The 24,441-nt window shown below is 35.0% G+C and carries 22 protein-coding genes; 21 read left to right on the top strand and 1 reads right to left on the bottom strand.

Going from position 1 to position 24,441, the window contains the following annotated elements; all coding sequences use genetic code 11:
* The 3 genes from HMPREF1140_RS02780 to HMPREF1140_RS13385 all read left to right on the top strand — a co-directional run.
* A partial coding sequence (locus HMPREF1140_RS02780; protein ID WP_051000432.1) for a transposase occupies positions 1-230 on the top strand: 230 nt, incomplete at its 5' end.
* Positions 231-401: 171 nt separating this feature from the next.
* Positions 402-1,256, top strand: a complete 855-nt coding sequence (locus HMPREF1140_RS02775; RefSeq protein WP_035619774.1) for a hypothetical protein — start codon at positions 402-404, stop codon at positions 1,254-1,256.
* 67 nt (positions 1,257-1,323) lie between these two features.
* A complete protein-coding gene (locus tag HMPREF1140_RS13385) occupies positions 1,324-1,476 on the top strand; it encodes a hypothetical protein (RefSeq protein WP_009662329.1) in 153 nt (50 codons plus the stop codon).
* A gap of 246 nt (positions 1,477-1,722) precedes the next feature.
* Here HMPREF1140_RS13385 and HMPREF1140_RS02770 read toward each other — a convergent pair whose 3' ends face one another.
* Entirely contained in the window at positions 1,723-2,970 is a 1,248-nt protein-coding gene (locus HMPREF1140_RS02770; protein WP_009662390.1) for an immunity 26/phosphotriesterase HocA family protein, read from the bottom strand.
* A gap of 379 nt (positions 2,971-3,349) precedes the next feature.
* Here HMPREF1140_RS02770 and HMPREF1140_RS02765 point away from each other — a divergent pair, with 379 nt between their 5' ends.
* The 18 genes from HMPREF1140_RS02765 to scfA all read left to right on the top strand — a co-directional run bounded on the left by HMPREF1140_RS02765 (position 3,350) and on the right by scfA (position 24,409).
* The gene (locus tag HMPREF1140_RS02765) at positions 3,350-4,588 is read left to right on the top strand and encodes a CpaF family protein (RefSeq protein ID WP_009662315.1); all 1,239 of its coding nucleotides are present in this window, start codon (positions 3,350-3,352) and stop codon (positions 4,586-4,588) included.
* A complete protein-coding gene (locus tag HMPREF1140_RS02760) occupies positions 4,588-5,391 on the top strand; it encodes a type II secretion system F family protein (RefSeq protein WP_009662311.1) in 804 nt (267 codons plus the stop codon). Before HMPREF1140_RS02765 ends, HMPREF1140_RS02760 begins: the two co-directional genes overlap by 1 nt.
* A gap of 4 nt (positions 5,392-5,395) precedes the next feature.
* Positions 5,396-6,250, top strand: a complete 855-nt coding sequence (locus HMPREF1140_RS02755) for a type II secretion system F family protein (protein ID WP_009662341.1) — start codon at positions 5,396-5,398, stop codon at positions 6,248-6,250.
* A gap of 66 nt (positions 6,251-6,316) precedes the next feature.
* Positions 6,317-6,553 (top strand): Flp1 family type IVb pilin, encoded by a 237-nt coding sequence (locus HMPREF1140_RS02750; protein WP_007593238.1) that lies wholly within the window; start codon positions 6,317-6,319, stop codon positions 6,551-6,553.
* 22 nt (positions 6,554-6,575) lie between these two features.
* Complete coding sequence (locus HMPREF1140_RS02745; protein ID WP_009662357.1) at positions 6,576-7,262, top strand: TadE/TadG family type IV pilus assembly protein; 687 nt, start codon at positions 6,576-6,578, stop codon at positions 7,260-7,262.
* A 4-nt stretch (positions 7,263-7,266) separates the two neighbouring features.
* Positions 7,267-11,100 carry a DUF5702 domain-containing protein gene (locus HMPREF1140_RS13675; RefSeq protein WP_009662342.1) on the top strand — a complete coding sequence of 1,278 codons (3,834 nt, stop codon included), beginning with the start codon at positions 7,267-7,269 and terminating at the stop codon, positions 11,098-11,100.
* Between the two features lie 29 nt (positions 11,101-11,129).
* Positions 11,130-11,963, top strand: a complete 834-nt coding sequence (locus HMPREF1140_RS02735) for a hypothetical protein (RefSeq protein ID WP_035619768.1) — start codon at positions 11,130-11,132, stop codon at positions 11,961-11,963.
* Positions 11,964-12,008: 45 nt separating this feature from the next.
* Positions 12,009-13,322, top strand: coding sequence for a hypothetical protein (locus HMPREF1140_RS02730; protein WP_009662316.1), 1,314 nt, complete (start codon positions 12,009-12,011; stop codon positions 13,320-13,322).
* Positions 13,323-13,334: 12 nt separating this feature from the next.
* Positions 13,335-13,964 carry a prepilin peptidase gene (locus HMPREF1140_RS02725; RefSeq protein WP_009662361.1) on the top strand — a complete coding sequence of 210 codons (630 nt, stop codon included), beginning with the start codon at positions 13,335-13,337 and terminating at the stop codon, positions 13,962-13,964.
* 9 nt (positions 13,965-13,973) lie between these two features.
* A complete protein-coding gene (locus HMPREF1140_RS02720) occupies positions 13,974-15,266 on the top strand; it encodes a WG repeat-containing protein (protein WP_009662379.1) in 1,293 nt (430 codons plus the stop codon).
* A gap of 10 nt (positions 15,267-15,276) precedes the next feature.
* A complete protein-coding gene (locus HMPREF1140_RS02715; protein WP_009662393.1) occupies positions 15,277-16,335 on the top strand; it encodes an ATPase AAA in 1,059 nt (352 codons plus the stop codon).
* A gap of 9 nt (positions 16,336-16,344) precedes the next feature.
* Positions 16,345-17,736, top strand: a complete 1,392-nt coding sequence (locus HMPREF1140_RS02710; RefSeq protein ID WP_009662389.1) for a DUF6382 domain-containing protein — start codon at positions 16,345-16,347, stop codon at positions 17,734-17,736.
* 3 nt (positions 17,737-17,739) lie between these two features.
* Positions 17,740-18,498 (top strand): PP2C family protein-serine/threonine phosphatase, encoded by a 759-nt coding sequence (locus HMPREF1140_RS02705; protein ID WP_009662314.1) that lies wholly within the window; start codon positions 17,740-17,742, stop codon positions 18,496-18,498.
* 10 nt (positions 18,499-18,508) lie between these two features.
* On the top strand, positions 18,509-20,488 hold the full coding sequence (locus HMPREF1140_RS02700) for a protein kinase domain-containing protein (RefSeq protein ID WP_009662368.1): 1,980 nt from the start codon (positions 18,509-18,511) through the stop codon (positions 20,486-20,488).
* Positions 20,488-20,844: a hypothetical protein gene (locus HMPREF1140_RS02695; RefSeq protein ID WP_009662334.1), complete on the top strand. Its 357-nt coding sequence runs from the start codon at positions 20,488-20,490 to the stop codon at positions 20,842-20,844. Before HMPREF1140_RS02700 ends, HMPREF1140_RS02695 begins: the two co-directional genes overlap by 1 nt.
* A gap of 4 nt (positions 20,845-20,848) precedes the next feature.
* On the top strand, positions 20,849-23,155 hold the full coding sequence (locus HMPREF1140_RS02690) for an Ig-like domain-containing protein (protein WP_009662336.1): 2,307 nt from the start codon (positions 20,849-20,851) through the stop codon (positions 23,153-23,155).
* 108 nt (positions 23,156-23,263) lie between these two features.
* Positions 23,264-24,187, top strand: a complete 924-nt coding sequence (locus HMPREF1140_RS02685; RefSeq protein ID WP_009662344.1) for an Rpn family recombination-promoting nuclease/putative transposase — start codon at positions 23,264-23,266, stop codon at positions 24,185-24,187.
* Positions 24,188-24,262: 75 nt separating this feature from the next.
* Entirely contained in the window at positions 24,263-24,409 is a 147-nt protein-coding gene (gene scfA / locus HMPREF1140_RS02680) for a six-cysteine ranthipeptide SCIFF (protein WP_007593215.1), read from the top strand.
* Positions 24,410-24,441: the final 32 nt, after the last annotated feature.

The following is a 24,441-nucleotide window of genomic DNA, read 5'->3' as shown; positions in this document are numbered from 1 at the left end:
TGCATCAGGAAGTAATTGAAAACCTAGAAAGTATCCATGGTGCGTTATTACGAATGAACCGTTCGATACAAGCAGAAGGCACTTACGGAATTATGAAAAACGACCGTTGGTACAAGAGAATTGTCCGAAGAGGTATTCATTCAGTCAAACTGGAAGTTTTACTCGTGGCGATAGGCCATAATTTATATAAATATCAGAAAAAAAAGATGAGAAACAGAACTGCCGCATAGATTCAAAAAAAGAATTTCTATGGGATAGGGGAACTGCGCTTTTTTTGCGTATGATTTCAGCCATTTATACAAAATAAAGGCAAAAAGGAAGATGCGAAAAAACTCAATCGAGTTTTTTCACATCCCCTTTTAATGTAATTGGGAGGATGCCTTTTGGGCGAAATTAAGAAAATGAAGAATGTAAAAAAAATGTTGCTTATTGGTGTATTGGCTACAGCAAGTATTATCGGAACCGGATGTGGTAAGTCTGATACAAGTACAGGAAGTACAGGAAGTACCGCAAATAGTGAAACTACTGCAAAAGAAAGTAAGGTGGAAGAAACCACACAAAAGTCTGCAAAGAAAAAAGAGTTTGAATATGGTAAGACGCTTGGGACTATAGGCGGAATAGATCTTATGGCAGACCGTGAGTTTCCTAAGGCGGGTTATTTTCCTGCAGGTGCCGGTAGTATATTAGGCTTTGAAGAGAATAAGGGTGAACTTGCTTCCTGTTCTTATCAACGTGAATGTACTGATAAAACATCTGCGGAAGAAATATGGCATGTAGAATACAGTGAGGATTTGGAAAAAATACCCGGAATCTTAAAAGGGTTGAAGGGTGTATGGGAGGATTTTTTAGCTAATGGAAGAATGTTTTACATGTACTCTGCACAGCAATATGAAGTGATTGTAGATAATACTGAAAAGGTTACCTATAACGGTGTAGATTTTATAAAGGAGGAAGGCCATATAGATGTAACAAAAAAGGATCCTTCCGATACTGATCACCCTGAACTGGTAAGGGGCAGATATATAGCATATTATTATTTCAGTCCTGAAGGAGCCGGTTCAAATCCTGCCGATGACCTTAATGGCTATGGAATGGGAATGGCAATATGGTGTTTAAGACCTGTAGATATGTCGGATGAAGCTGAAGCAAAGACTATGGAAGAAAACTATGAAAAGCTGAAAAAATCAACAAAAGCTTCTATGGAGACATTGATAAGCTTGGATGATTACTGGAAGATTCATAAAAAAGCCTATTAAAATATCCGGGATAAATAGTCTTGATTTAAACAGTTTTATCTGACCACACTAAGGAGCAAACATACTTATGATTTTTATTGCGGCGTATATAGCACTCCTAAGTATGATTAATGTATATAGGGCATATACTTGTATACAGAATGCTATAGACCAGACTGCAAAGCAGGTGTCCGAATATGCTTATATAGCAAAGAAACTTGGAGTATATAGTACAAAATAAAAATATCCTGACAAATACAAGGCGTTTTAGCTTTGTGGTTTTGTCAGGATATTTTTTAAATAACATTTTGTAATATTCTCATAAATTGATAGTTTAGATTATAATTCAAAACTTTTCTTTTGAAATCTATATTATAGGATTTAATATAAATAAACAAATCAGTGGGTAATTGTAAATCAAAAGCAATATACTCAAAGTTTTCTCTCAAATCTCTGTCAGACTGTTTAGATAATTTTATTTCATATATCATAGACCATAATCTTTTCGAATATCTGCAAAGACTTCATTCACATTTTTCGTTCTTCCGGCTTTCATATCCGCATATCCTTTTTCCAATTCATCTTTAAATTTAGCTTCTTTCAAATTCTCCTCATAACTCTTATCCGCATCAAGTCCGAAAGCTTTAAAAACTTTTCTTTTGAGTTCTATATGATCAGGATTTTTCAAATCAGGCACATTCTTTTTATTGTATTTCTCCCAAAACGGAGAATTGGATTTTGCTTCGATACATTCTTTTAATTTATAAGTATCTATTACAAAACCGATGCCTTCTCTTCTAAGAGTCTGAGGACCTATGTTTAATTCCTTGATAAGCTTCAGATAATCGGACAGAGGAATTTCTTTATAGATAAGTCCATACTGCAAATATGCAATATCGGGATCTGTAGCGCTTATACTTTCGCTGACTGAAATAAACATATCATTTTCTTCCGGCCTCAAAGGTAAATTTCCTAAAATAACGGCTTCACCATAGTAAAAAATATTATCCATAACAGCCTGTGGAGGCAAAGCATGGCACCTTGATAATTCTTCCAAATCAATATTTTTAGTATCACTTATGTTATGATAGACTTTGATTATTAAAGGCTTTCCCATAAGATGTGCTAAGCCGTAATTTTTATTTTTCTTGAAATTTTCATCCTTGTGCAGCTTGGCGACATCAAGTAAGATTCTGCCAAATCCCCACTCTCTTCTTGAGAGCTTAAAAGCAAAGAAATCACCTTCTTTGAATTTGCAATGTTTTCTTTTTGTGTTTTTAAATTCTTCTATTTCTTTTAAATCTTCTTCAGTAGTTTCCTCTATCCATTTATCCAGCCATTTCTTTAGTTTATCAATTGTTATATTTTCATTTTCCGGAAAGCTTTCCGAATAATAAGTCCTCTGTGTGGTATAATTTGCAATAATTACCTGAGCTGTAGAAAAGGTAAAATAAGTTCCAAAAGGTGAAAAAGATTGAACTGCGGTATAATTAAACTTTTTGATTTTACCTCTTTTAGTTTTTGGAAGTATCATTGTACGGTTTTCTGCCGTCTTTTCATTTAGTTCAGATTCATGATAATAGTTTTCACTGACTGTTATCTCTTTTTTAATAGTATCACCTTCAAAATAGTGATAAATATTGTCATCAAACTTTACAAGTTCCCAGTGCTCTTCTACAGGATTAAGCCCCAGATATTTTCTTTGCTCATTAGTAAGTTCAAATATTAAATTCATTTCATCCTCCCTGTTTATCTGTATTATAGCATATTAATAGTTTGTAGAATGCAAAATAGGCAATATAAAAACGCTCAACAATGTAATTGTATAGCATAATTTACTGTACTAATCTAGTGTTACATGTCAAAAATTATTAAGGTTTTCTTACGCCGGAGCGTAGTTTTTTAGAAGTTAGCACCAAAATTTACAATATGTTTTTATACAGTATAGACAATGAATTAAGGTATGAGAAAAAAATATTCACAAAGATGAGTAAGCTATATTGACACTAAACCGTTAGGTCGATATAATCGTGGCATAAAGTTTTTTTGCAAATTGTAGTTATTACGTAGAATGGATTAGATATAATTGTATATTATGTTTAAAGGAGAGCAGCATGAACGATTTGGAACGAAAAGCTTTTTTATATCAAGCGAGAGAATACATATCTAAATATTTCGATTTAAGCAGGTTAAAGGACGAAGAGCTTTATTCAAAAATAGAAAAGCTGGTCAGTGAGCAATTGGGCGATGTCTATATTTCAATCAGAGAAAGAGTAAATTTAACAGATGAGCTTTATTCATCAATAAGAGGTCTGGGGCTTCTTGATATGATCATAAAGGATGATGATATTACGGAGGTCATGATAAACGGTACAGACGAGATTTTCATTGAGAGAAACGGAAAGATTGAAAGACTGAAACAAAGTTTTGACAGCCAAAGAAAACTGGAAGATATAATACAGCGTATTGTAGGAAGAGCCGGTAGAGAGGTAAATCAATCAAATCCTATTGTAGATACAAGGCTTCCGGACGGATCAAGAGTGAGCGTGGTTTTACCTCCGGTAGCATTAAAAGGGCCTACTTTAACTATTCGTAAATTCTCAAAGACACCTATGACGGTGGAGCAACTCATAAAATATAAATCCATTACACCACAAATAGCCAAGGTTTTAGAAACATTGGTAAAAGCAAAATACAATATATTTATAAGCGGAGGCACAGGAAGCGGTAAAACCACTTTCTTAAATGCCTTATCAAACTATATCCCGAAGACGGAAAGAGTAATCACTATAGAAGACTCTGCGGAACTTCAAATAGTCGGTATAGAAAATCTTGTAAAGCTTGAGACGAGGAATTCAAACTCTTCAGGAAAGGGAATGATCACAATCAGAGATCTTATAAAGACATCTTTAAGAATGAGACCTGAAAGGATAATAGTCGGTGAGGTAAGAGGTGCCGAGACACTTGATATGTTGCAGGCAATGAATACAGGACATGACGGTTCACTTTCCACGGGACATGCCAATTCTACAAAAGATATGCTTAGCAGAATGGAGACTATGGTACTTATGGGTGCTGAAGGTCTACCTCTTGAAGCTATAAGGCAGCAGATATCTTCGGCGGTGGATATAATTATACATCTTTCAAGGCTTAGAGATCATAGTAGAAAGACTATGGAAATATCGGAGGTTATGGGATTAAAGGACGGTGAGATAGAACTAAATCCCCTGTATGTATTTGAGGAAAGTGAAGAAAGCACCATGGATAAGGTGGTAGGTGAGCTTAAGAGAACAAAGAATCCTTTAAAGAATACATTCAAACTGAGGCTCATGGGATATAAAGGAGTTATTTAATGATAAAAAGAATACTGAAAAGTAAGTCGGATACTTATATAGAAAATCACGGTCTTATGGGAAATGCCGATGACTATCATATATATCACATGAGATTGGTAGATTATCTTGTCGGATTTTCAATTGGTTTTGCACTTGGTTTTGTAGTAATAATGGTCTTCTTTAGAATATTCAGTGTTTCTTTAATATCGGGAATTATCTGTGGAATCCCTGCGATACATTTTTTTAGAAAATACAGAAAAGAAAAAAGGCAAAGAGACTTGCTTGTTGAGTTTAGAGATCTGCTTGAGGCACTTACAACATCTTATTCTTCCGGAAAGAATACTATGGAGGCATTTGCGGAAAGTTATCAAGATTTACTAAGTCTTTACGGTGAAAAATCCGATATTGTAAATGAAACCAGAATAATAATAGCCGGAATGACAAACAATATAATTATTGAGGATTTGTTAAAGGACTTTGCGGACAGATGCGGACTTGATGATGTTGCAAGCTTTGCGGCTACATTTGAGTCGGGACTCAGACAGGGCGGAGATATCAAGCAGGTTGTATGGGACAGCAGAAAGATAATCAATGACAAGATAGAAATAGAGATGGAAATAAAGACCATTCTTACTGAAAAGGAAAATGAATTAAACATTATGATGGTAATGCCTATTGTAATAATGATTGCACTTAGCGGAATGGGAACTATGTCTGCGGCGGCAAATACGGCTTTTACAGTGATGGTAAAGATATTTGCAATAGGATTGTTTGCAGGAGCCTATATGATGGGAAGAAGAATAGTGAATATAAGGATGTAAAAATATGATAGTAATGATATTGGTAACAATATTTGCATTGTTTGTACTTTACTTACATTTCAGATTCAGTAAAAAGTTTAAAGATGTATTATCGGGAATACCTGAGGGTGAGTATCCGTTGTCTGACATATATTATATCGGATTTGGACTTATGGAGCTGATACATTTTGATATGAACAGTAAAAATTCAAGAGGAAAGATCAAGCTTATTTCGGAAATATACGGAAAACAATACGGACCTTATTATTTTTATATACTGCGAGGCGGACAGATTACATTCGGAATAGTGCTAACTCTACTTATGTTTATGATAACGGGAATAAGCGGAAATTTTAAACTGGTAATAGCCGGAGTGGCGGTAAGCGCAATGATGATATGGTATTTGGATGAATTGTTAAATGACAAGATAAACTCAAGAAGGGATGAGCTTTTAAGGGATTATCCGGGAATGCTCTCAAAGCTTACATTGCTTGTAAATGCAGGTGTGCCTATAAGAGAGGCATGGATGAAGGTGGCAGCTACAAATGAAGGTATTTTATATCAGGAAATGCGAAACACCGCCTTGGAGCTGAGTAACGGAATTCAGGAGGTGGAAGCTTATAAGACTTTCGGAGAGAGATGCTCTATAAAGTCTCTTAGAAAGTTTTCAACAATGATGATACAGAATCTGCAAAAAGGAAGCGGTGAAGTGGTTGTTTTTCTTAGAGATATGAGCAATGAAGCTTGGGAAGAGAAAAAGCATGAAGTAAAAAGAAAGGGTGAAAAGGCAAGCAGTAAATTGATAATGCCGATAGGTCTTATATTTTTAGGAGTACTCATTTTGATAATGGTGCCTATGTTTGCCGGTCTCAGATTTTGATGTTTGAGCTGAAAGTCGACTAAAGCTTTTACATAACTAAAAACTTTCAAAGAGAGGAGAAACAAGATGGAAAAAATGTTTGAACTTATTGATCTGTTTTTTATTACACAGACAATGAAACTTAACGGAGCTGTTGAGGCTTTTAAGAAAGAAGAGCGTGGAGCATCCGATATGGTTGCGGTTATGGTACTTATAGTTATCATAATAGCACTTGCAACTTTATTTCACGACAGGCTAAAGGATATAGTCGGTCAAATACTGGATAAACTTAGCGGTTTCGTCAGTACTAACAGTACACCATAAAATATTGAGCCAAGGAGGAGATATGCGAGGTGAAAACAATCGTGGTACTTTGATGGTAGAAGCGGCAATAATATATCCTTTATTCATATTTACTATAATTGCAATGCTTATCTTGGGGCTTTTAAAGCTTGAGCAGACTTTGGTACAGTTTGCCGGTGCAAAGATTGCTTCGCAAGCCGCAAGAGACGGAGCATATCCCGGATACGAAAAATATCTCGCACCGATAAGTGGTGGTATAGATATAGACGTAATGAGTTTTCCGGGTACGGACGGAGTTGACAGTTATTATAAGGATAGGGAACTCTACGCAGGTTTTTTCAGAAGTAAGGATGAAATCGGAGACGGTTTTGAAGAAAAACTGAATACGCTTTTATATAAATATACCATGGTTAGCGGTTTGAGTGTAGATTCCGATATAGAGTTCACGGGGATAATAACACCTACAGTAAAAGTCAATATCAAGTACGGAATTAAATTGCCTGCCGGATTGGGTAAGGCACTTAAAAGTGTAGGTGTTCCGGAAAAAATTGAGCTTAAGGAATCAAGTTATGCATTCTCCTCCAATGCAACGGAATTTGTCAGAGACATCGACCTGGGAGCGGATCTCATAGATTTCCTTTTAGAGAAATTTAATTTAAAGGAAAGGGTCGATGTCTATGTAAATAAATTAAAGACATTAAGAGATAAACTGGGTGGAACAGGCAGGTGACAATATGAAAATCTTTTATAACAAACATGGTTCACTGACCATATTTATGTCACTTATCTTAACAGTGGTTATAATATTTACCACTGTTTTGGTTGATGGCGGCAGAATAATACTTGCCGGAAATATAGTATCGGGTGCCGGAGATATGGCACTCAATGCAGGATTGACATATTATAATTCGGTATTACAGGATACATACGGACTGTTTGCTATTTCTAAGAATATGACTGAGTTACGAAATAATCTGGAAGTATATTTTGATGCTACATTAAAAAGCAACGGCCTGCATGATCAAGGCCTGGTAAAAGAGCTTGTTGATATTGCATTATCAGGAAGCGGTGGAAACGAGATTTCAGATATTATGCAAATGAAGCTGACTGACGGAAGTTTTGAGGTAAGTCAGGCGGCAGGAGCAAATCTTTCCAATGCAAACGTGCTTAGGGCACAGGTGCTTGATTATATGAAGTTTAGAGCACCGGCAGTGATAGGGTATGGATTTTTGGAGAAGATGAATATCTTAAAATCTTTACCTGATCAGCAAAAGGTATTGGAAAACAAAAGAGATTACGAAAAAAAGCTAAAGGACATTCAGGATCTTTGCTTAAGGATATATGCTCTTTCAAGAGAGTATGAGGATTATTTGATAAATCCGACCGGTAATTTTAAGACTCCAAAGGAGATAAAGGATGATATTTATGTCTTAGGAGACAATAATTTTCAATATGCCACAAGGGATGCACTGGCATATGTACAGGTGGAAAAGCTGTCAAAACTTGAGCAGGATAAATATTGGCGTAACAGTAACAATGATGCGCAAGGTGGAGATATTCATTATTCAATGGAAAATTTTGAAAATGATATAAGTGAATTAAAAACAGACTTTCATATGGTTACAAGTTCTTTATCATATGGAGACTGGATGTCAACGCCAAGAGGGAATGCTTCTTTAGAGTACAATAGATTCGGTGATTATGTGAATTATTATAATCTATATAAGACTGAGGTATATGAATTTCAAACTGTAGTTAAAAGATTTAATCTTGCACAGGATCATTATGAAAGCGAGAAAATAAGAATAAACGGTGAAATTGCAAGTTATATAAGTAAAAGTGATGAAGAAAACGACTACAGCTCGGAAATTGCAAGTTTAAAAGCGGAATTGAAAGCTTTGGAGGAAGATTGGAAAAACATTAAGGAATGGTATGATAAAAAATTTGTCGGTGATTGGGAACAAACAGGTGTAAATGAGGTTGTACCTGACAATTACGGCAGTTCGGAACTCTCAAGCGCTCCTTTAGGTCCAAATTATAATGTAAACAATCTTAGAGATAAGTACATGAACGACCTTAAAAATGATATTAAACTTCTTGCCACACCTCAAATGAGGACTGCAAGGGAGTACTATCTGTGGTTTACAGGACTTAAGGAGAAAGCGGAAGGTGTTCGAGGAGAACTCCTAAAACTTAAGACAGCGGCTAAGGAGTTGAAAGATATAGCTAATAATTGGGATATCAATATCGGTAATATGGCGGAGTCGGGTGTAAAAAATGATATGCGTCAGGATTATAACACCAAGACAAAGGCGGTTATTGAAGGCTATGTCAATGAAATGACAAAAATATTTGAGAGATCGATAGACTATTCAAATAAAGTAATAGCAAATCTGGAAAAATTTGAATACGCGGGGATACATCCGGCTACATCAGGTGATACGGATGACGGTTGGGTGAACAGCATAATATCATATGTATCCGGATTGACAAACACGGATACATTGGCTACAAACAGTGAAATTGAGTCAAAACAGGTAGCAATACATACATTGGGAGCTTATATTCCTACAGAGGACAGTAGACTTGTATTTCTGGATTTTGAGAACAGTATTCCTTCCAAGATACAAAAGGTAGTTGAAACTAATGAAGAGGATAAGGGATATAAAGTGGTGGACTCTGAATTTGGATACATAAATCCAAGACTGCGAAACTATATTGGGGTAGAGTGCTATGATATGGATTCCGTAACTTCCGGTATGACAGACACAGACGGAAAGTATTATGTAGATCCGCTTTTTGCATTCCTTGAAAGAAACAGTGTGGCGACAAAGCCGGAAGGTGATTCGGAGCAGAAAAACAAGAGAGATGAGATGATTAACGGATCACATGTTGATAATACTCCGGAACCTGTACAAATAAGTCCGGTAAGAATAGCTGATGTAATGAATATAGGTGCACAGGCGGCACAGATAATGAATTCAAATACAATGGAATCACTTCAAAGCGGTGGTGATAAGGAATTGGCTGACAATGCTTTGAAGGCCTCAAAAGAAGCTGTTTCCGGATTTGACAGAATCGGAGACATACTGGTAGGCGGAAGAGATAAGCTTTATCTGATGGCATATACTACGACAATGTTCAGCTGCTATACAACAAACAGGGAAGATGGCGGTATCACAAATGAAAAGACTTTGTCGGGAGTGCCTTTCAGTGAAAAAAACAATGAAGCTTACAGAGCTGAGCAGGAGTATATACTTCTTGGTAATCCTAAATTGAATGAAAATGTGTCCGGTGTACAAACAAGAATATTCGGTATAAGACTTTTATTAAATTTAATATATGCGTATACAAGTGACAGTGCTTTAAGAAATGAGACATTTGCAATGGCTACCGCCATTGCAGGTTGGACAGGGTTTGGAGTACCGATAGTTCAGAATGTATTACTGATTGCAGCAGCATTGACTGAAAGTGCGTTGGATATCAATGACTTGGTGTCGGGAAAATCGGTACCGCTTTATAAAAACCCGAATGTATGGAGATCAAGATTCAGCGGTATGGCTCAAGCCGTGGCACAGACGGCTGCAAGTCAGCTATATAAGAAGATGAATGAGTATACGGATGATATGAAAGAGGATTTCAATACTACTCTGGAAGATTATGTAGACAATATGGTGGATACGTCTACAGATACTATTATAACGTCGATACAGACACCTATACAGGAGAAAGTATTATGGTGTATGGCACAGGTTGGAGATGCAAGAGACGGGCTGGAAGAAAGACTTAAAGCTGCACTAAAGGAAAGCTTTGACCAGATACAGGCTGATTTGGAAGCTGAAGTTTCAACCGGAGGTTTGGTTGCACAGGCAAAGCTTAAGGCATTTAAGACTATTAATACAAATGACAGTCGAGATAAGCTCATAGAGGCTGTGATGCAGACATCAGGTATTACAAGTGAGAATGTAAATCAATTAACAGATAGTATAAATGAAAATATTAAAGATTATTTTAAGAAAAGAAAAAAAGGATTAATTGATACCATAAATTCTGTTATTGATAAAACTCAGCTTGAAGAAAAGCTTAAGAACAGTGTAGGAAGTGCTCTGGATGCAGCAAACAGCAATGCACAGGAAGCAATAAATAATAAAATAAATGAGTTCAATAAAGAATTTGAAGGTGCAGGTGGAGATGCCCTTAGTATAGGAGAAGGAAAGGATAAGCTTGAACTTAACGGTTTTGATAAGACAAAGGCAAGCACATTTAATATGAGCTATAAGGATTATCTTATGGTTTTTCTTGCTATACAGTACTTACTGGATGAGCCGAGCGTAATCTGCAGGATGGGAAATCTTATACAGACAAATGCAAGTAAGGAGGGATCACTCTACTATGCAGGAGAAGGATTTTCTATGCAGGAAGCTACAGTACTACTACAGGTAGAAGCTAAGACACAGATAAAACCTGTATTTATACACTTGGATGCATTTAATTTTAAAAATGAAAAATTCGATTTAAAAGGAGAATTTGGATACCCTATAGATTACAAAGGTGTATTGGGATATTAAAAGGAGGTTGGCTATAAGCCAAAAAGATTATGCAGAATATAAAAAGAATGTTACTTATAGGTGTATTGGCTACAACAAGTATTATCGGAAGCGGATGTAGTAAGTCGAATACAAGTATAGCTAATATTGAGACCGCTGAAAGTACAACAAAAGAAAGTCAAGTTGAAGAAACAGGAAAAAAACAGGTGAAGAAAAATAAGTTTGAATATCCTATAACTTTGGGAACTATAGGTGGCATAGATCTTATGGCAGACAGTGAGTTTCCTAAGGCAGGTTTTTTTGAAACAAATTGGCTTATATTCGGGTTTAATGAGAATAAAGGCGAACTAGCATCATGCTTTTTTCAACAGCAATGTGTAAGTAAAGAAGATACTGAAATAATTTGGGACATAGAATATAGCGAGAACTTAGAAAAAATACCACATATAATGAAAGGATTGACGACCCTATGGGATGCTTTTTTAGAAGATGGAAGAATGTACAAAATGTATTCAGAACAACAGTATGAAGTTATAGTAGATAACACAGAGAAGGTTACTTATAACGGTGTAGATTTTATAAAAGAGGAAGGTCATATAGATGTAACAAGAAAGGACGCTTCCAATACGAGATTTCCTGAACTTGTAAGAGCCGGATATATAGCATATTACTATTTCAGTCCGGAAGGAGCAGGTGCATATCCGGCTGATGATAATCAAGGCTATGGAATGGGAATGGCAATATGGGGTGTAAGACCTGTTGATATGTCAAATGAAGAAGAAGCAAAGACTATGGAAGAAAACTATGAAAAGCTGAAAAAATCAACAAAAGCTTCTATGGAAACACTTATAAGCTTGGATGATTATTGGAAACTGGATAAATAGTTTTAATTTGAGTAGCTTTATCCGGCCACACTAAGGAGCAAACTAATGGATAGATACAGGCAAAGAGGTTTTATTACGGTGGAAGCAAGCCTTATACTTATGATTTTTATTGCATCGTATATTGCAATTTTAAGTATGATTAATGTTTACAGGGCATATACAAGTATACAAAATGCTATAGACCAAACTGCGAAGCAGGTATCCGAGTATGCTTATATAGCAAAGAAACTTGGAGTACATAATATAGGACAGGGTGCATCAAGTGAGGCGGGTGAATTTACCGATAAAACAAAGAAAATGCTTAATACTGTACAGGTATTTTTCAATGCCAGTGCAAACGGTCTGGAAAATGCAACTGATGTGACTTCAAACATATTGGATGAAGGAACAGAGCAATATCCTGAAGATATTTTATCTCAAATGAACAGTGTGGGACAGAGTGCACAGGAGATATATGATACAGGACAGGCAATGCACACTTCCGTTACCAACTATTTTTCTGATGAAAAAGCTATTTTTAACGGAATATTGGCGGTTATAAAAGACGGTGCATATGATGCTGTAAAGCTGGCCGTTGCAATGCCTATAAGTAGAGCAGTGACCAATAAGTATTTACAGAGTTTTCCAAACGGATATTTGGAAAAGTTGGGAGTACAGGGTGGAAAAAACGGGATAAATTACTGGGGATCCAGCTTCTTTTTGGATATGCAAAGCATTGAAATAAGTGCCACATACAAGATAAGAATACCTTTACCGTTTATAGATAAATTTGATTTTATATTGAAAAATACGGCATCCACCAGAGCGTGGATTGGAGACGGAAGCTTTAATGAGCCTAATGAGGCAGGAGGAGCTGTTGCAGGTGCCGCACTTGAAGACGGTGCAGAGGATATACCGGGGGAAGCAGATGACTTCGATAATGTAACTCCGGTAGTAACACCAAGTAACAGGCTGAATATACCGGCTTCGGTATGGGATAAGAGCACCAAAGAGAGAGGCGAAGAGATAAGCAATTACAATAATACCGTTGTAAAGAGAAATCTTGATTCAAGTATATACAAAAGTATAAGTATATTTAATGAGGAAGAAGGATACATAGCCAGAACTCATAGCATGGATACAGATTTAATAGAGTATCAGGACGGTAAAAAATTTTTAAGTGCGATAAAAAAAGATATGAAAATACTTAAAAACTTCAGTTGGGAAGGTGACATTACATCTGATAAATACAATAAAAAATATTATTATCTTGTAGTAAGAAATAAGGAATTGAGTATTGATCAGCAAAAGGCAATAATTCTTGCAACGGAATATGCAAGAGAAAACGGCATGGAACTGAAACTATATACGACAGAATAGGAGATACATGTGATGGTGAACTTGATTTTTTGCGTAGTTTTTATGTTGATAACGTATGCTGTTACACTGTATATGTACAAGAAAAGGTATGGCAATATTTATTCAGGGCAAAATGTACTTTTGATAATTACATATTTGATGATAGGAATTACTATAGGTATCTTATATAGGATATACGCTTACGATATTTTTAAATCATTTAGAGCTTTGACAGTAATATCAGTCTCCTTAATAATTGCCGGAATTGATTACAGAGAAAAGATAATACCGAATGAGGCGGTTGTATTTATACTGAGTGTTTCCTGCATATTTATTTTGATAAATGTATTTACAAATACAATTGAGGCATTGGCAATATTTATAGATTCTGCTGTTGCAATGCTGATAGGTAGCGGTCTTTTTGTCATAAGTAAGGCAATCAGTAAAAACGGTGTCGGAATGGGGGATATAAAACTTGTAGGTGCACTGGGATTTTACTTACGAACTTATACTTTAATGGGCGTATTGATAGTATCACTTGTATCCATTGCATTATACGGTCTGTTTAAGGTGTTTACAAAAAAGGCAACTACAAAGGATGAAATACCTTTTGCACCTTTTATTGCTTTCGGTGTAACTGCATGTATGTTACTGGGATTTTAGGAGCTGTATATGACAATGAAAAAGATATTGGTACCTGCAATAATCTTACTGTTGGTACTTGGCTGGGGCAATATAATAGGCGGCAATGCAAGAGAACGTAAAAACTATAATGAACATATGTCAAATGCCAAAGCTTTTGATGAAAAAGAAATTTATATAGATGCACTAGATCAATATAAGAAGGCGCTGGAATTTACTAAGGATAAGCTGCCGGTAGAAGAGGCGATTCTTGATGATTATCTCAATTTAAAGAAATATAAAGAATTTGAGAAGCAGGGAAGTATGATTTTGGAAGATTATAATTATCCGAAAGAAATAACAAAAAAGGTCGTCGATTATTATATTGAAAGAAAGCAAAGTGCTAATGCTCTAAAAGTTGTAAATGCTTATCTTGAAAGACAACCGAATGATGATGAGTTTTTGGAATTGCAGGGAAAGCTTAGAGGCGTATATACGGAAATTTATTTTGCAGGAGCTTCTATAGATGAATTCTACAACGGATTTTATGTATTCACAAATAATGATAAAAAGGGACTGATGAAGTCGGATGGCAGTGAAAAGATAAAGTCTCAATATGATGATATATTACCATATGGTAAGGATCCAATTTATGCCCCTGTTTGTAAAGACGGTGAGTGGTATTACATAGAAAAAAACGGATATAAAAAGCTTTTACCTGACTTTAAAGTGGATTTACTTGGTGTATTTGGAAACAAGTTGGCTCCTTATAAGACGGGGGAAAAGTATTCTTATATGGATGAGTATGCAAAAAAAGCCATTGAGTTGACCTATGATTTTGCAGGAGGATTTGCAAATAAGAGGGCAGCGGTAAAAAAAGATGGTAAATGGGCTGTTATAAAAAATGATTTTTCACAGGTTACAGATTTTATATATGATGATGTGATAATGGATGATTTAGGTTTTGCTACTTCACAGAATGTATATATTGCAAAGCTTGACGGTAAGTATCATATTTTTGATTTGGACGGAAATATGAAGGGAAGCGAAGGTTTTGATGATGCAAAAGCCTTTGTATCTGATGACATTGCAGCGGTTAAAATGAATAATAAATGGTGTTTTGCAAATAAGAACGGTGAAATTGAGTTAATGACCGAATATAGGAACGCAAAATCTTTTTCAAACGGTTTTGCCGCTGTATATGACGGGAAAAAGTGGGGATATATAAATAAAAAAGCCACAGTAGTTATTGATTTCGGCTTTAGTGAAGCAGGCTGCTTTAACAGTAGCGGTGTAGCAGCTGTGAAAAAGGGAACTTGGAAATTTATTAAGCTTGTAGAATAGGAGGTTTTTAATGAAAATCAGACTGGCTTTAATAGACACAGATGAGGATTACAGAAAAAGATTGTCGGATTTTTATATTAAAAATTATCAGGACAGAATAGAAATTCTGACATTTTCTTCAATAATTTCATTTGAAAATAACAGAGGTAACAAGTCTATAGATGTAATGCTTGTATCGGAAAATATAGAAGATGACTTATCTTCATACAGTGAAAAGATGAGTCTGGCATATCTTTCGGATAGGGATTTGATAGAGAGAAAAAACAATATAAAGACAATCAACAAATTTAAAAAGCCTGAAAAGATATATAAGGAAATATTGAATGTATTGGCAGACGGTACAAATGGAGATATAGCATATAAATTTAATGACGGTAATAATACTTTGGTTGAGGTGTTTATGCCGGTAAACGGAGGTGCCGGAGCTACTTCTCTTGCTATAGCATATGCAAAGAGATTGGCAAGGAGAGGAATACCTACACTCTATTTAAATTTTGAAACACTTAATTCATCCGATATTTTCTTAAACGGAGATGGAAATATCGGATTTGATGAAATCATATATGCAATAAAGAGTAAAAAACAAAGTGTTTCATTAAAGATAGAAAGCAGTGTTTTAAAGACAAGTGAAGGGCTGAATTTCTTCAATAAATCAAGGACGGCTTTGGATATGCTTGAACTTAGTGATGAGGATATATCTGTACTTATTAAAGAAATAAAGGGAATGGGGAAGTACAGACATATAATTATAGACTGTAATTTCGATCCCGGAAGCAGATTGAATACTTTTTCAAAGTTTGCATATAAAATAGTGTTTGTTTTCGATGATACAAAGCAGGGAATCAAGAAAATGTCCGAGTTAAATGAGGCATTGCATATTATGGAAAATAATGGAGCTATTGATATAACAAATAAAATAACTCTTATATGCAATAAAGTAAAAGATCTTAATAATATTTCAATTCCACAAAACTTGTCTGTAAGAGACTTTGTAAAAAATTATAGTGCAGATGGCAAAGATTTACCTGAGATATTGTCACAGGTTTCATTTTTGGAAAATTTGAGATAGGAGGCCCATATGTTTAAGAGTAATGAGACTGAAAAGTATATTGAGCTTATATATAATGTTGATGAAAATGAAAAGATTGACAATGTAAGCATAGGTATAATGAGAAATAATGATATTAAAGGCTTGCTTCCTATAGATATAATCATGCATGATTCAATGACAGAGTTTAAGTATAAAACTGAAAAGTTAAAAAATCTGGATAAATATTTGAGTGAAGAACTTACAAAGGAAGATTTACTGAATGTATTTGAGAACATTTGTAAAGTTGTAACGGATATAGAAGAATATATGCTTGGTGAAGCACAGCTGATTTTAGAAAATAAATATATTTTTACAGATAACGGAAATATAAAAATGATGCTACTGCCTTTGTATAACAGAAGAAATAATCTAAGCATACATGAATTCTTTAAAAATTTACTGCTTTATATGATGGTTAAAAATAATAAGGCTGCAAATTTTGCAGCGGATATAAGCAGGCAACTCTCAGATGAAGAATCATTTTCCTGTGATAAATTCTTACAATTAATATCCCAAATAAAACAAAAAAAATATATTGAAAAATTCGATATCATAAAGCCGGAAAATAAATCCGATTTTAAAGAAAGAAGGGTAAACAATATTGAAGAATCACCCGGATCGTTAAAATCGGATTATAACGGATACAATAACAGAGCACAGACTCCGGCAAATATTCAATCTCCTGTAAATACTTTAAAATCTGTTAATAATAAACCCCTATCAAATATTGAATTGGATGTGAAACCGGTAAATTCAGAAAAGAAAAAGGGGTTGTTTAGCTTTGGAAAGGTTGAAAAGAAAGAGGAAATTTCAAAAACTCGGGAAAATGATTACCATAAACAAAGCAGTTTTCTTATTCCGGGTAGAGAAGAACCGGTAAATATAGCTACAGTCAGCCGTAAAGAATCCAATGAAAAAAAAGGATTTTCTCTTTTTGGGAAAAAGAAGGAAAAAGAAGTTTACGCTGTTGATAACAAGACAGAAGCATCTAAATTACATTCAAATAATTTTGCCGAAACCACTGTTTTACAAAATTCAGACCGCTTCGCAGAGACGACATTACTTGGACTGTCTGTAAACGTATTAAACGCATTTCTGATATGGAAGAGAACAGGTGAAAAAATTCTTATAGATAAGTCAAGCTTTAGAATCGGAAGAGAAAAAAGCTATGTTGATTTTTGCATAAATGACAATTCATCAGTCGGTAGGAATCATGCGGAAATTGTAAGAAAAGACGGTTCTTTTTTTATAAGAGATTTGAAGTCACTGAATTTTACGATGGTAAACGGTGAAAAAGTATCAACAAGTGTTGAAGTTGAACTTTTGGATAATGATATTATAAGTTTATCAAATGAAGAATTTGAATTTCACATGGTATAAAATATGAATTATTTTTTGGCGGCACAAACTGAAGTCGGATTAAAGAAGAGCTGTAATCAGGACAGTGTAATATTAAAGAGAGCCAAATTTAAGGGTGAGGAAGTCTGTATCGGAATAATTTGTGACGGAATGGGTGGACTTTCCTGTGGTGAGTTGGCCAGCAAGAGCATAGCGGAAGCATTTTCAGAATGGTTTTTATACAGTTACAGTAAATATGAAAGTATCTGGGATGAAAGCAAAATGAGGGAAGATATAGGAAGTATCATAAGTTCTGAAAATGAAGGTTTAATCCGATATGGCAAAGAGCACGGTATATATCTCGGCACCACAATAACGGCTTTTCTTTTGGCAGGAAAAAGATTTTTTGTATGGCATGTAGGAGACAGCAGACTATACAAAATATCATCATCTAAAATAGAGAGACTCACAAATGACCATACAGTTATTGCAAAAGAGGTGGCAGAGGGTAGACTTACAGAGAAAGAAGCAAAAAATGATCCGAAAAGAAATGTACTTTTGCAATGTATCGGGGCTACAGAACGGGTGAATCCTGATATGTTTTGTGGAGAAGTAAAAAAAGGTGATATTTTACTGCTTTGCAGCGACGGATTCAGGCATGAGATATCTGAAAAAGAGATGTTGAGTTTACTTGGAAGATGCGAAAGTAATAAACTTAATGAAATGATTAAGAGACTGATATCATTGAATCTTAGAAGAAACGAACAGGATAATATATCGGCAGCATTGGTCAAAGTTCAATAATAGGGGAAATATGTTGGAAATAGGCAGCCTTTTAGACGGAAAGTATAAGATTTTAAATAAGATTGGACAGGGTGGTATGAGTGTTGTTTATTTGGCAATGAATGAAAAGGCAAATAAACAATGGGCCATAAAGGAGATGCGAAAAGAGAAAAATAAAAATTATGAGATTATGAAACAAAGTCTTATAACAGAAACCAATCTCCTGAAAGAATTAAAGCATCCTTACCTGCCAAGTATCGCAGATATAATTGAAAGTGACGATACCATAATAATAGTAATGGATTATGTAGAGGGTAGGCCTTTATCCGATATTTTGACTGAAGAAGGAACTATAGAAGAAGATAAAGTGGCGGATTATGCAATACAGCTTTGTGATGTGCTTGACTATTTGCATTCGCAAAAACCCCCTATAATATACAGAGATTTGAAACCGGCAAATATAATGTTAAGACCGGACGGCAAAATTACTTTGATAGATTTCGGAACGGCAAGAAAATATAACTACGACAGTGTATCGGATACAACATGTCTTGGTACTATAGGATATGCCGCACCTGAGCAGTTTGCCGGAGAGACTTTAAGGCAAACAGATGCCAGGACGGATATATATAATCTTGGTGCCACTATGTATCATCTTCTTACCGGTGTTAATCCTTCAGAACCGCCGTATGAGCTTTATCCTATAAGAAGATGGGATGAGAGTTTGTCAAACGGTCTTGAAAAAATAATTCTCAGAGCTACAAGAAAAGACCCTGATAAAAGATTTAATGATTGTAAAGAAATGTCATATGCGTTGCAACATTTCAGAGATTTGGATGATTCATACATAGCAACACAAAAAAAGAAGATATTTTTGTTTGCAGCAAGTCTTATTCTGTCTTTTACATTTTTCTCTATGGCTATTGTTGTAAACGGAATGGAGAAAAGGGAAATATCAAAAGTCTATAACAATTATTTATCTGAAGCTGCTCTTAAAATTGCTTCCACAGGAAGTAAGAATGTAGTTGATACTGATATTTTAAAACTTTTCAAAGATGCGATAAATGTATCCCCAAACAGTACGGAAGCTTATATAAGGATGCTTGATTATTACTGTGATCTTGGGCAGACAAGGAACGGACTTATGGCGATTTCTGCAATGATTGCATCAGGAACAGGTGATTTGAGCAATAATGACGATCTTATGATGAGAATGGGACAGATTTATTTTCTCGGCAACAGTAAGGATACAGAGTTCAATATTGACTATGGGACAGCAGCAAGATATTTTGACAAAGTAAATATAAAGAAATATCCACAGGCAAAATATTATTCTTCATTGTCAAAATCTTTATCGGAAATAGGTATGGATTGGAACATTATAGTCAAAGATATGAAAAATGTTGATGAGTATCTGAATACAGAAGTAAATGAGGAAGAAAAAGCGGAAATATATATTACATTGTCAAAGATTTACAGAGCAAATGCTTTTGCCATACAGAAGGTGGGCGAAAAACCTTTTGATAAAGCGATGGAACTTTTAAATAAAGCAGGTGAGATATTAAACAGTTCCTATACAGATAAGAATTTGAAAGATAAATATTTACCGGAATTGTACTTCGGATTTGCTGATGCCTACTATAGAAGAGCGAATGTAGAACCGGATGAAAAAGAATCAAGAAATGATTTGTATGAAGCCGTATCATATTATGAAAGATACCTGATATTCGCTACGACTGCACAGACGGTTTTATTTAAAAACAGAATAGGAGATATTTACAGAGCTCTTGGGGAATATAAAAGGGCAGTTGAAGAGTACGAGGATATTATAGAAAAATATCCTGAAGATGCTACGGCTTATATAAGTCTTGCGACTATGTTATTGATAGATATGAAAGACGTGAATACATCAGCTATGATTTATATGAAGGCGAGGCAATTACCTGATATAGAATTTAATTCCAACTTTGTTTCCTTAAAGAATAAATTGAAAAATGTCGGAGGTATCTGATGCATAAAATACTATATTTTAGCGGAATTTTTTCAGGTGTCATCATGTTGTTTATAAGTATTTTATTATGGTTTAAAATGGGGGTAAGAAAAGCATTTATTGATATTTTAAGTTATGGTTCAAAGAAAAAATGGGCGGTGGATCAGAAGATGCAAAACACAACAATGCCTCTCAGGAAAACAAACTCGAGGAAATTACCGGCAAAAAGAAGTATATATGATATCGGTAAAAATAATAAAGATACGAACGAAACAATTCTTTTAAAAAATTATCATGGTCAGATTCTAAATAATAACAATGAAAATATAAATTTTGAAATTATCGAAGAGATTAATTTAATTGCAGGAGGCAAATAGTATTATGAATGTTAGAGGCATGGAAAGAAAGTTAATTGCAGTAGTCATTTGTTTTTGTTTTTTATTTCAAATTATTTTCAGATCTTTTATTTTTGATTCCGCAGCATCGTCTACAAACATTTTGATAGGATTGATTTTCAGAGACGGTGAAGGATACCATATCAGAAATGTTTCATCATTCTTAGATTCGGAAGGAAAGTTGACACTGCCTACACCAAGAGATTTGGGTGATACAAATGATGAGAGTTATTTTAACTGGAGTCCTGTTTTGGTAGAAAATTCTTTTGAAAATATAAAGAATATAATTTTAAACGGAGGAAATATTGAGATAGAGGATTATGATGTTTTGAGACCTCCGGTTCTTGCCACATCATCTGTTGCGACCTCTTCCATTGCAACATATTCAAATACAAATAGAGATGATTTGGTAATCAGAACAGGATTTTCAAATTTGAGCAATGCAGAAAGCGGCAATGCAAATATAATTCTGTATAGAAGTAATGTGTACTTTGATATTGGACGCAGTGTACAAATTACAAGGACAAACAGCTTAAACACAGTTAATGCAGATATGAGACGGTTTGTTTCAAAAAACGGTAATAAGAATCAGATATTCTTTTTGGCGACACAGCCTGTTATAGAGCCTGAAATACCTCATGAAGTACATGAAAATATACAGCTTATAGAAAGACCAAGGATTACAAACAGTACTACCGTAGATACTATAGTTGAGGGCGGCAATAATACGGAAGATACAGGTGCAGGAAGAACAGATAGTGTTGGAAGAGAAGATCACGTCGGCAGTAATGTAAATACTGAGAGAAATATATCCGGTTCAGTGATAAGAAATAATATTGCAAACAGAGATATTGTAGATAATAATACAAGTCAAACTACTGAGACGGAAATACAAAACAGTCCTCAACCTGTTCAAACAGGAGAAGTGACAGATGTATCAAATGAAGTACCACAATTTTTCCAACCTGTCGGAAATGGAAATTCCGTAAGCGAAAGAACGGATATCGACAGAAGTATAAATAATGTCAGACATACAGTAAGCATAAACAGAGATATAGTAAATAACAGATTGAATGGATTCTTGAACACAAGATCGACATATGTAAATGTTGACGACAACGACTTTAATGAGAACAATTATTCCGTATCGGTTTACAAAAATGTGGATGGAAAAGAAGTACTTTCAAATGCAAAATACACATGGAGCTCAGAGGGTGGAAATCACAGAGCCAATATAGTGTTTGATGATGACGGAGAGTACAGAATCGCAGTTGTCAAAAATAATCAGGGTTCAGGGGAGGAAAGAGTAAGATTTGAAGAAAAGTTTAATGTCGATGCTACAGCACCACATATTACTGTTACCGGAGTTGAAGACTTGACCGCAAATGCAAGAACAGTCTCACCTGTAGTGAAGTATAGTGATGTAAACATAGATTTATTAAAGTCAAAGATTACTCTTACGGCTGTTGCTGACGGAAAGTCAAGAGACCTTATATATAAGGCAAAGAAACAGGACGGCGGTTATATATTAAATCTTGATCCTATATATATTGATGATAATTATATACTTACTGTAACCATATATGATATGGCGGGGAATGTTACTGAGAAGAAGGTAAATTTCTCGGTGAATAAAAAAGGTGCTACATTTAAGTTTAAGCCTGAAGAACTTGTAGGACAGTATACAAATAAACCTTTTAAATCTAGTATTGAGGTATGGAACACTGATGAAATTTCTATTGTGTCGGCAACTGTAAACGGAATGGATGAGCCGTTTGAGTTTGTAAACGGTGAGTTGAAGTTTTTAAATTCAATAGATAAGGACGGAAAATATACTTTTAATCTTGAAGTAACAGATACGGCAGGAAATAAGTCTTCAATGAAGCCGGTGGAAGTTATATATGATGCCACAAAACCTGTAAGTATGATTCTGGGTGCCGAAGAAGGGCAAATCTATGAGGGCAATGTAAATATTATTTTAAGTACGGAACTTCCCGGAGATTTTATTGAATCGGTTTGGCTTAATGGTAAATTACTTGATAAGAGTGAGTATACGATTAAGGATGACGGTACAATAAACTTAAGTATTTATACAGAAGGTAAGCACACCGTAAAAGCACAGGGAAAAGATAAGGCGGGTAATTTAAGCGATATTGTGTCTGTAAGCTTTGAAATAAAAGCACCACAGGCAAAACTTTTATCAGCAGGTTATATTCCTTTAGCAGTTATAACTTTAGGTATTGCACTGGGCTTAGGATTAGTCTTTGTATACAAAAAAAGAAAAGAAGAATAAATTAGTGTATATTGGGGCTGTTACAAAAGTGACGGCCCTTTTACTTAAAAATTATAATCAAAAAACAACCTAATAATAATATTTTTGGTATAATAGGGGGAGGTAGGTATGAAAGATAAGGACATAACTCAAAAGATGCTTGAAAAGTACAATGATGTATTTGCTGATATTTTAAATGTACTTTTATTTGATGGCAAAGAAGTAGTTGATGAATCTTCATTGTCAGATGCGTTACCCATGAGTATGCTTAAGATAGGCAGTAGTGTCAGACTGCAGGAGAGAGATATTGCAAAATACTGGAAAAAAAGTAAAATAAATTTATCATTGTTTGGATTGGAGAATCAGACAAGACCTGATAAGTTAATGCCTCTTAGGGTATTTGGATATGACGGTACCGAGTATGTAAATCAGACCAGAAAAGAAAACAGGCATAAGGAAAAGTATCCTGTGATTACTTTGGTCTTATATCTTGGATATGATAAAAGATGGAATTATCCGACTACACTATTAGAAATATTGAATGTACATAAAGATATCAAATCTTATGTAAATGATTTTAAGATTAACCTTTTTGAGATCGCATATCTGGATAGAGTGAAAATTGATTTATTTAAAAGTGATTTTAAAATATTGGCGGATTATCTTTACCAAATGCGAACGAAGAGAGACTATACTGCTGATAAAACCACAATTGAGCATGTGGAGGAGCTGCTCTATCTGATGAGTGCAATGACCGGAGACAACAGATTTGAAGAAACTGTAAATGAGCTGAAGGGAAAGGAGAATGTTAACATGTGTGAAGTACTTGATAGAGTTGAAGCAAGGGGAGTAGAGAAAGGAAGAATTGAAGGAATAGAAAAAGGAAGACGTGAAGGAATAGAGAAAGGAAGACTTGAAGGTATACGTGAAGGCAAGCTCGAAGGTGCTGTAACTACTCTTGCATCCTTAGTAAAAGACGGGATATTGAGTATTGAAGACGCCGCAAAAAGAGCAAATATGAGTGTTGAGGTATTCAAAAAATATATTTATTGAAAAAGATATTTACTTATGCTAAAATGAGTTAGCATAAAGCTTGTTGTCGTAGTACGACATAGAAGGAGAATGTATATGAAGCATGTTGTTACTTTAAATGAGAAAACTCTTAAAGAGAGCTTAAAGCGTGGTGGTTGTGGCGAGTGCCAAACTTCTTGTCAGTCAGCTTGCAAGACTTCTTGCACAGTTGGAAACCAGGGTTGTGAGAATCCTAACAGATAAGACGCTTGTATCAAAAACCCCCCTTCGCGGTC

It is taken from the genome of Lachnoanaerobaculum sp. ICM7 (assembly GCF_000287675.1).
Lineage (GTDB): Bacteria > Bacillota > Clostridia > Lachnospirales > Lachnospiraceae > Lachnoanaerobaculum.
Note: the sequence above shows the minus strand (reverse complement) of the source record. Positions and strands in the feature narration are given on the sequence as shown.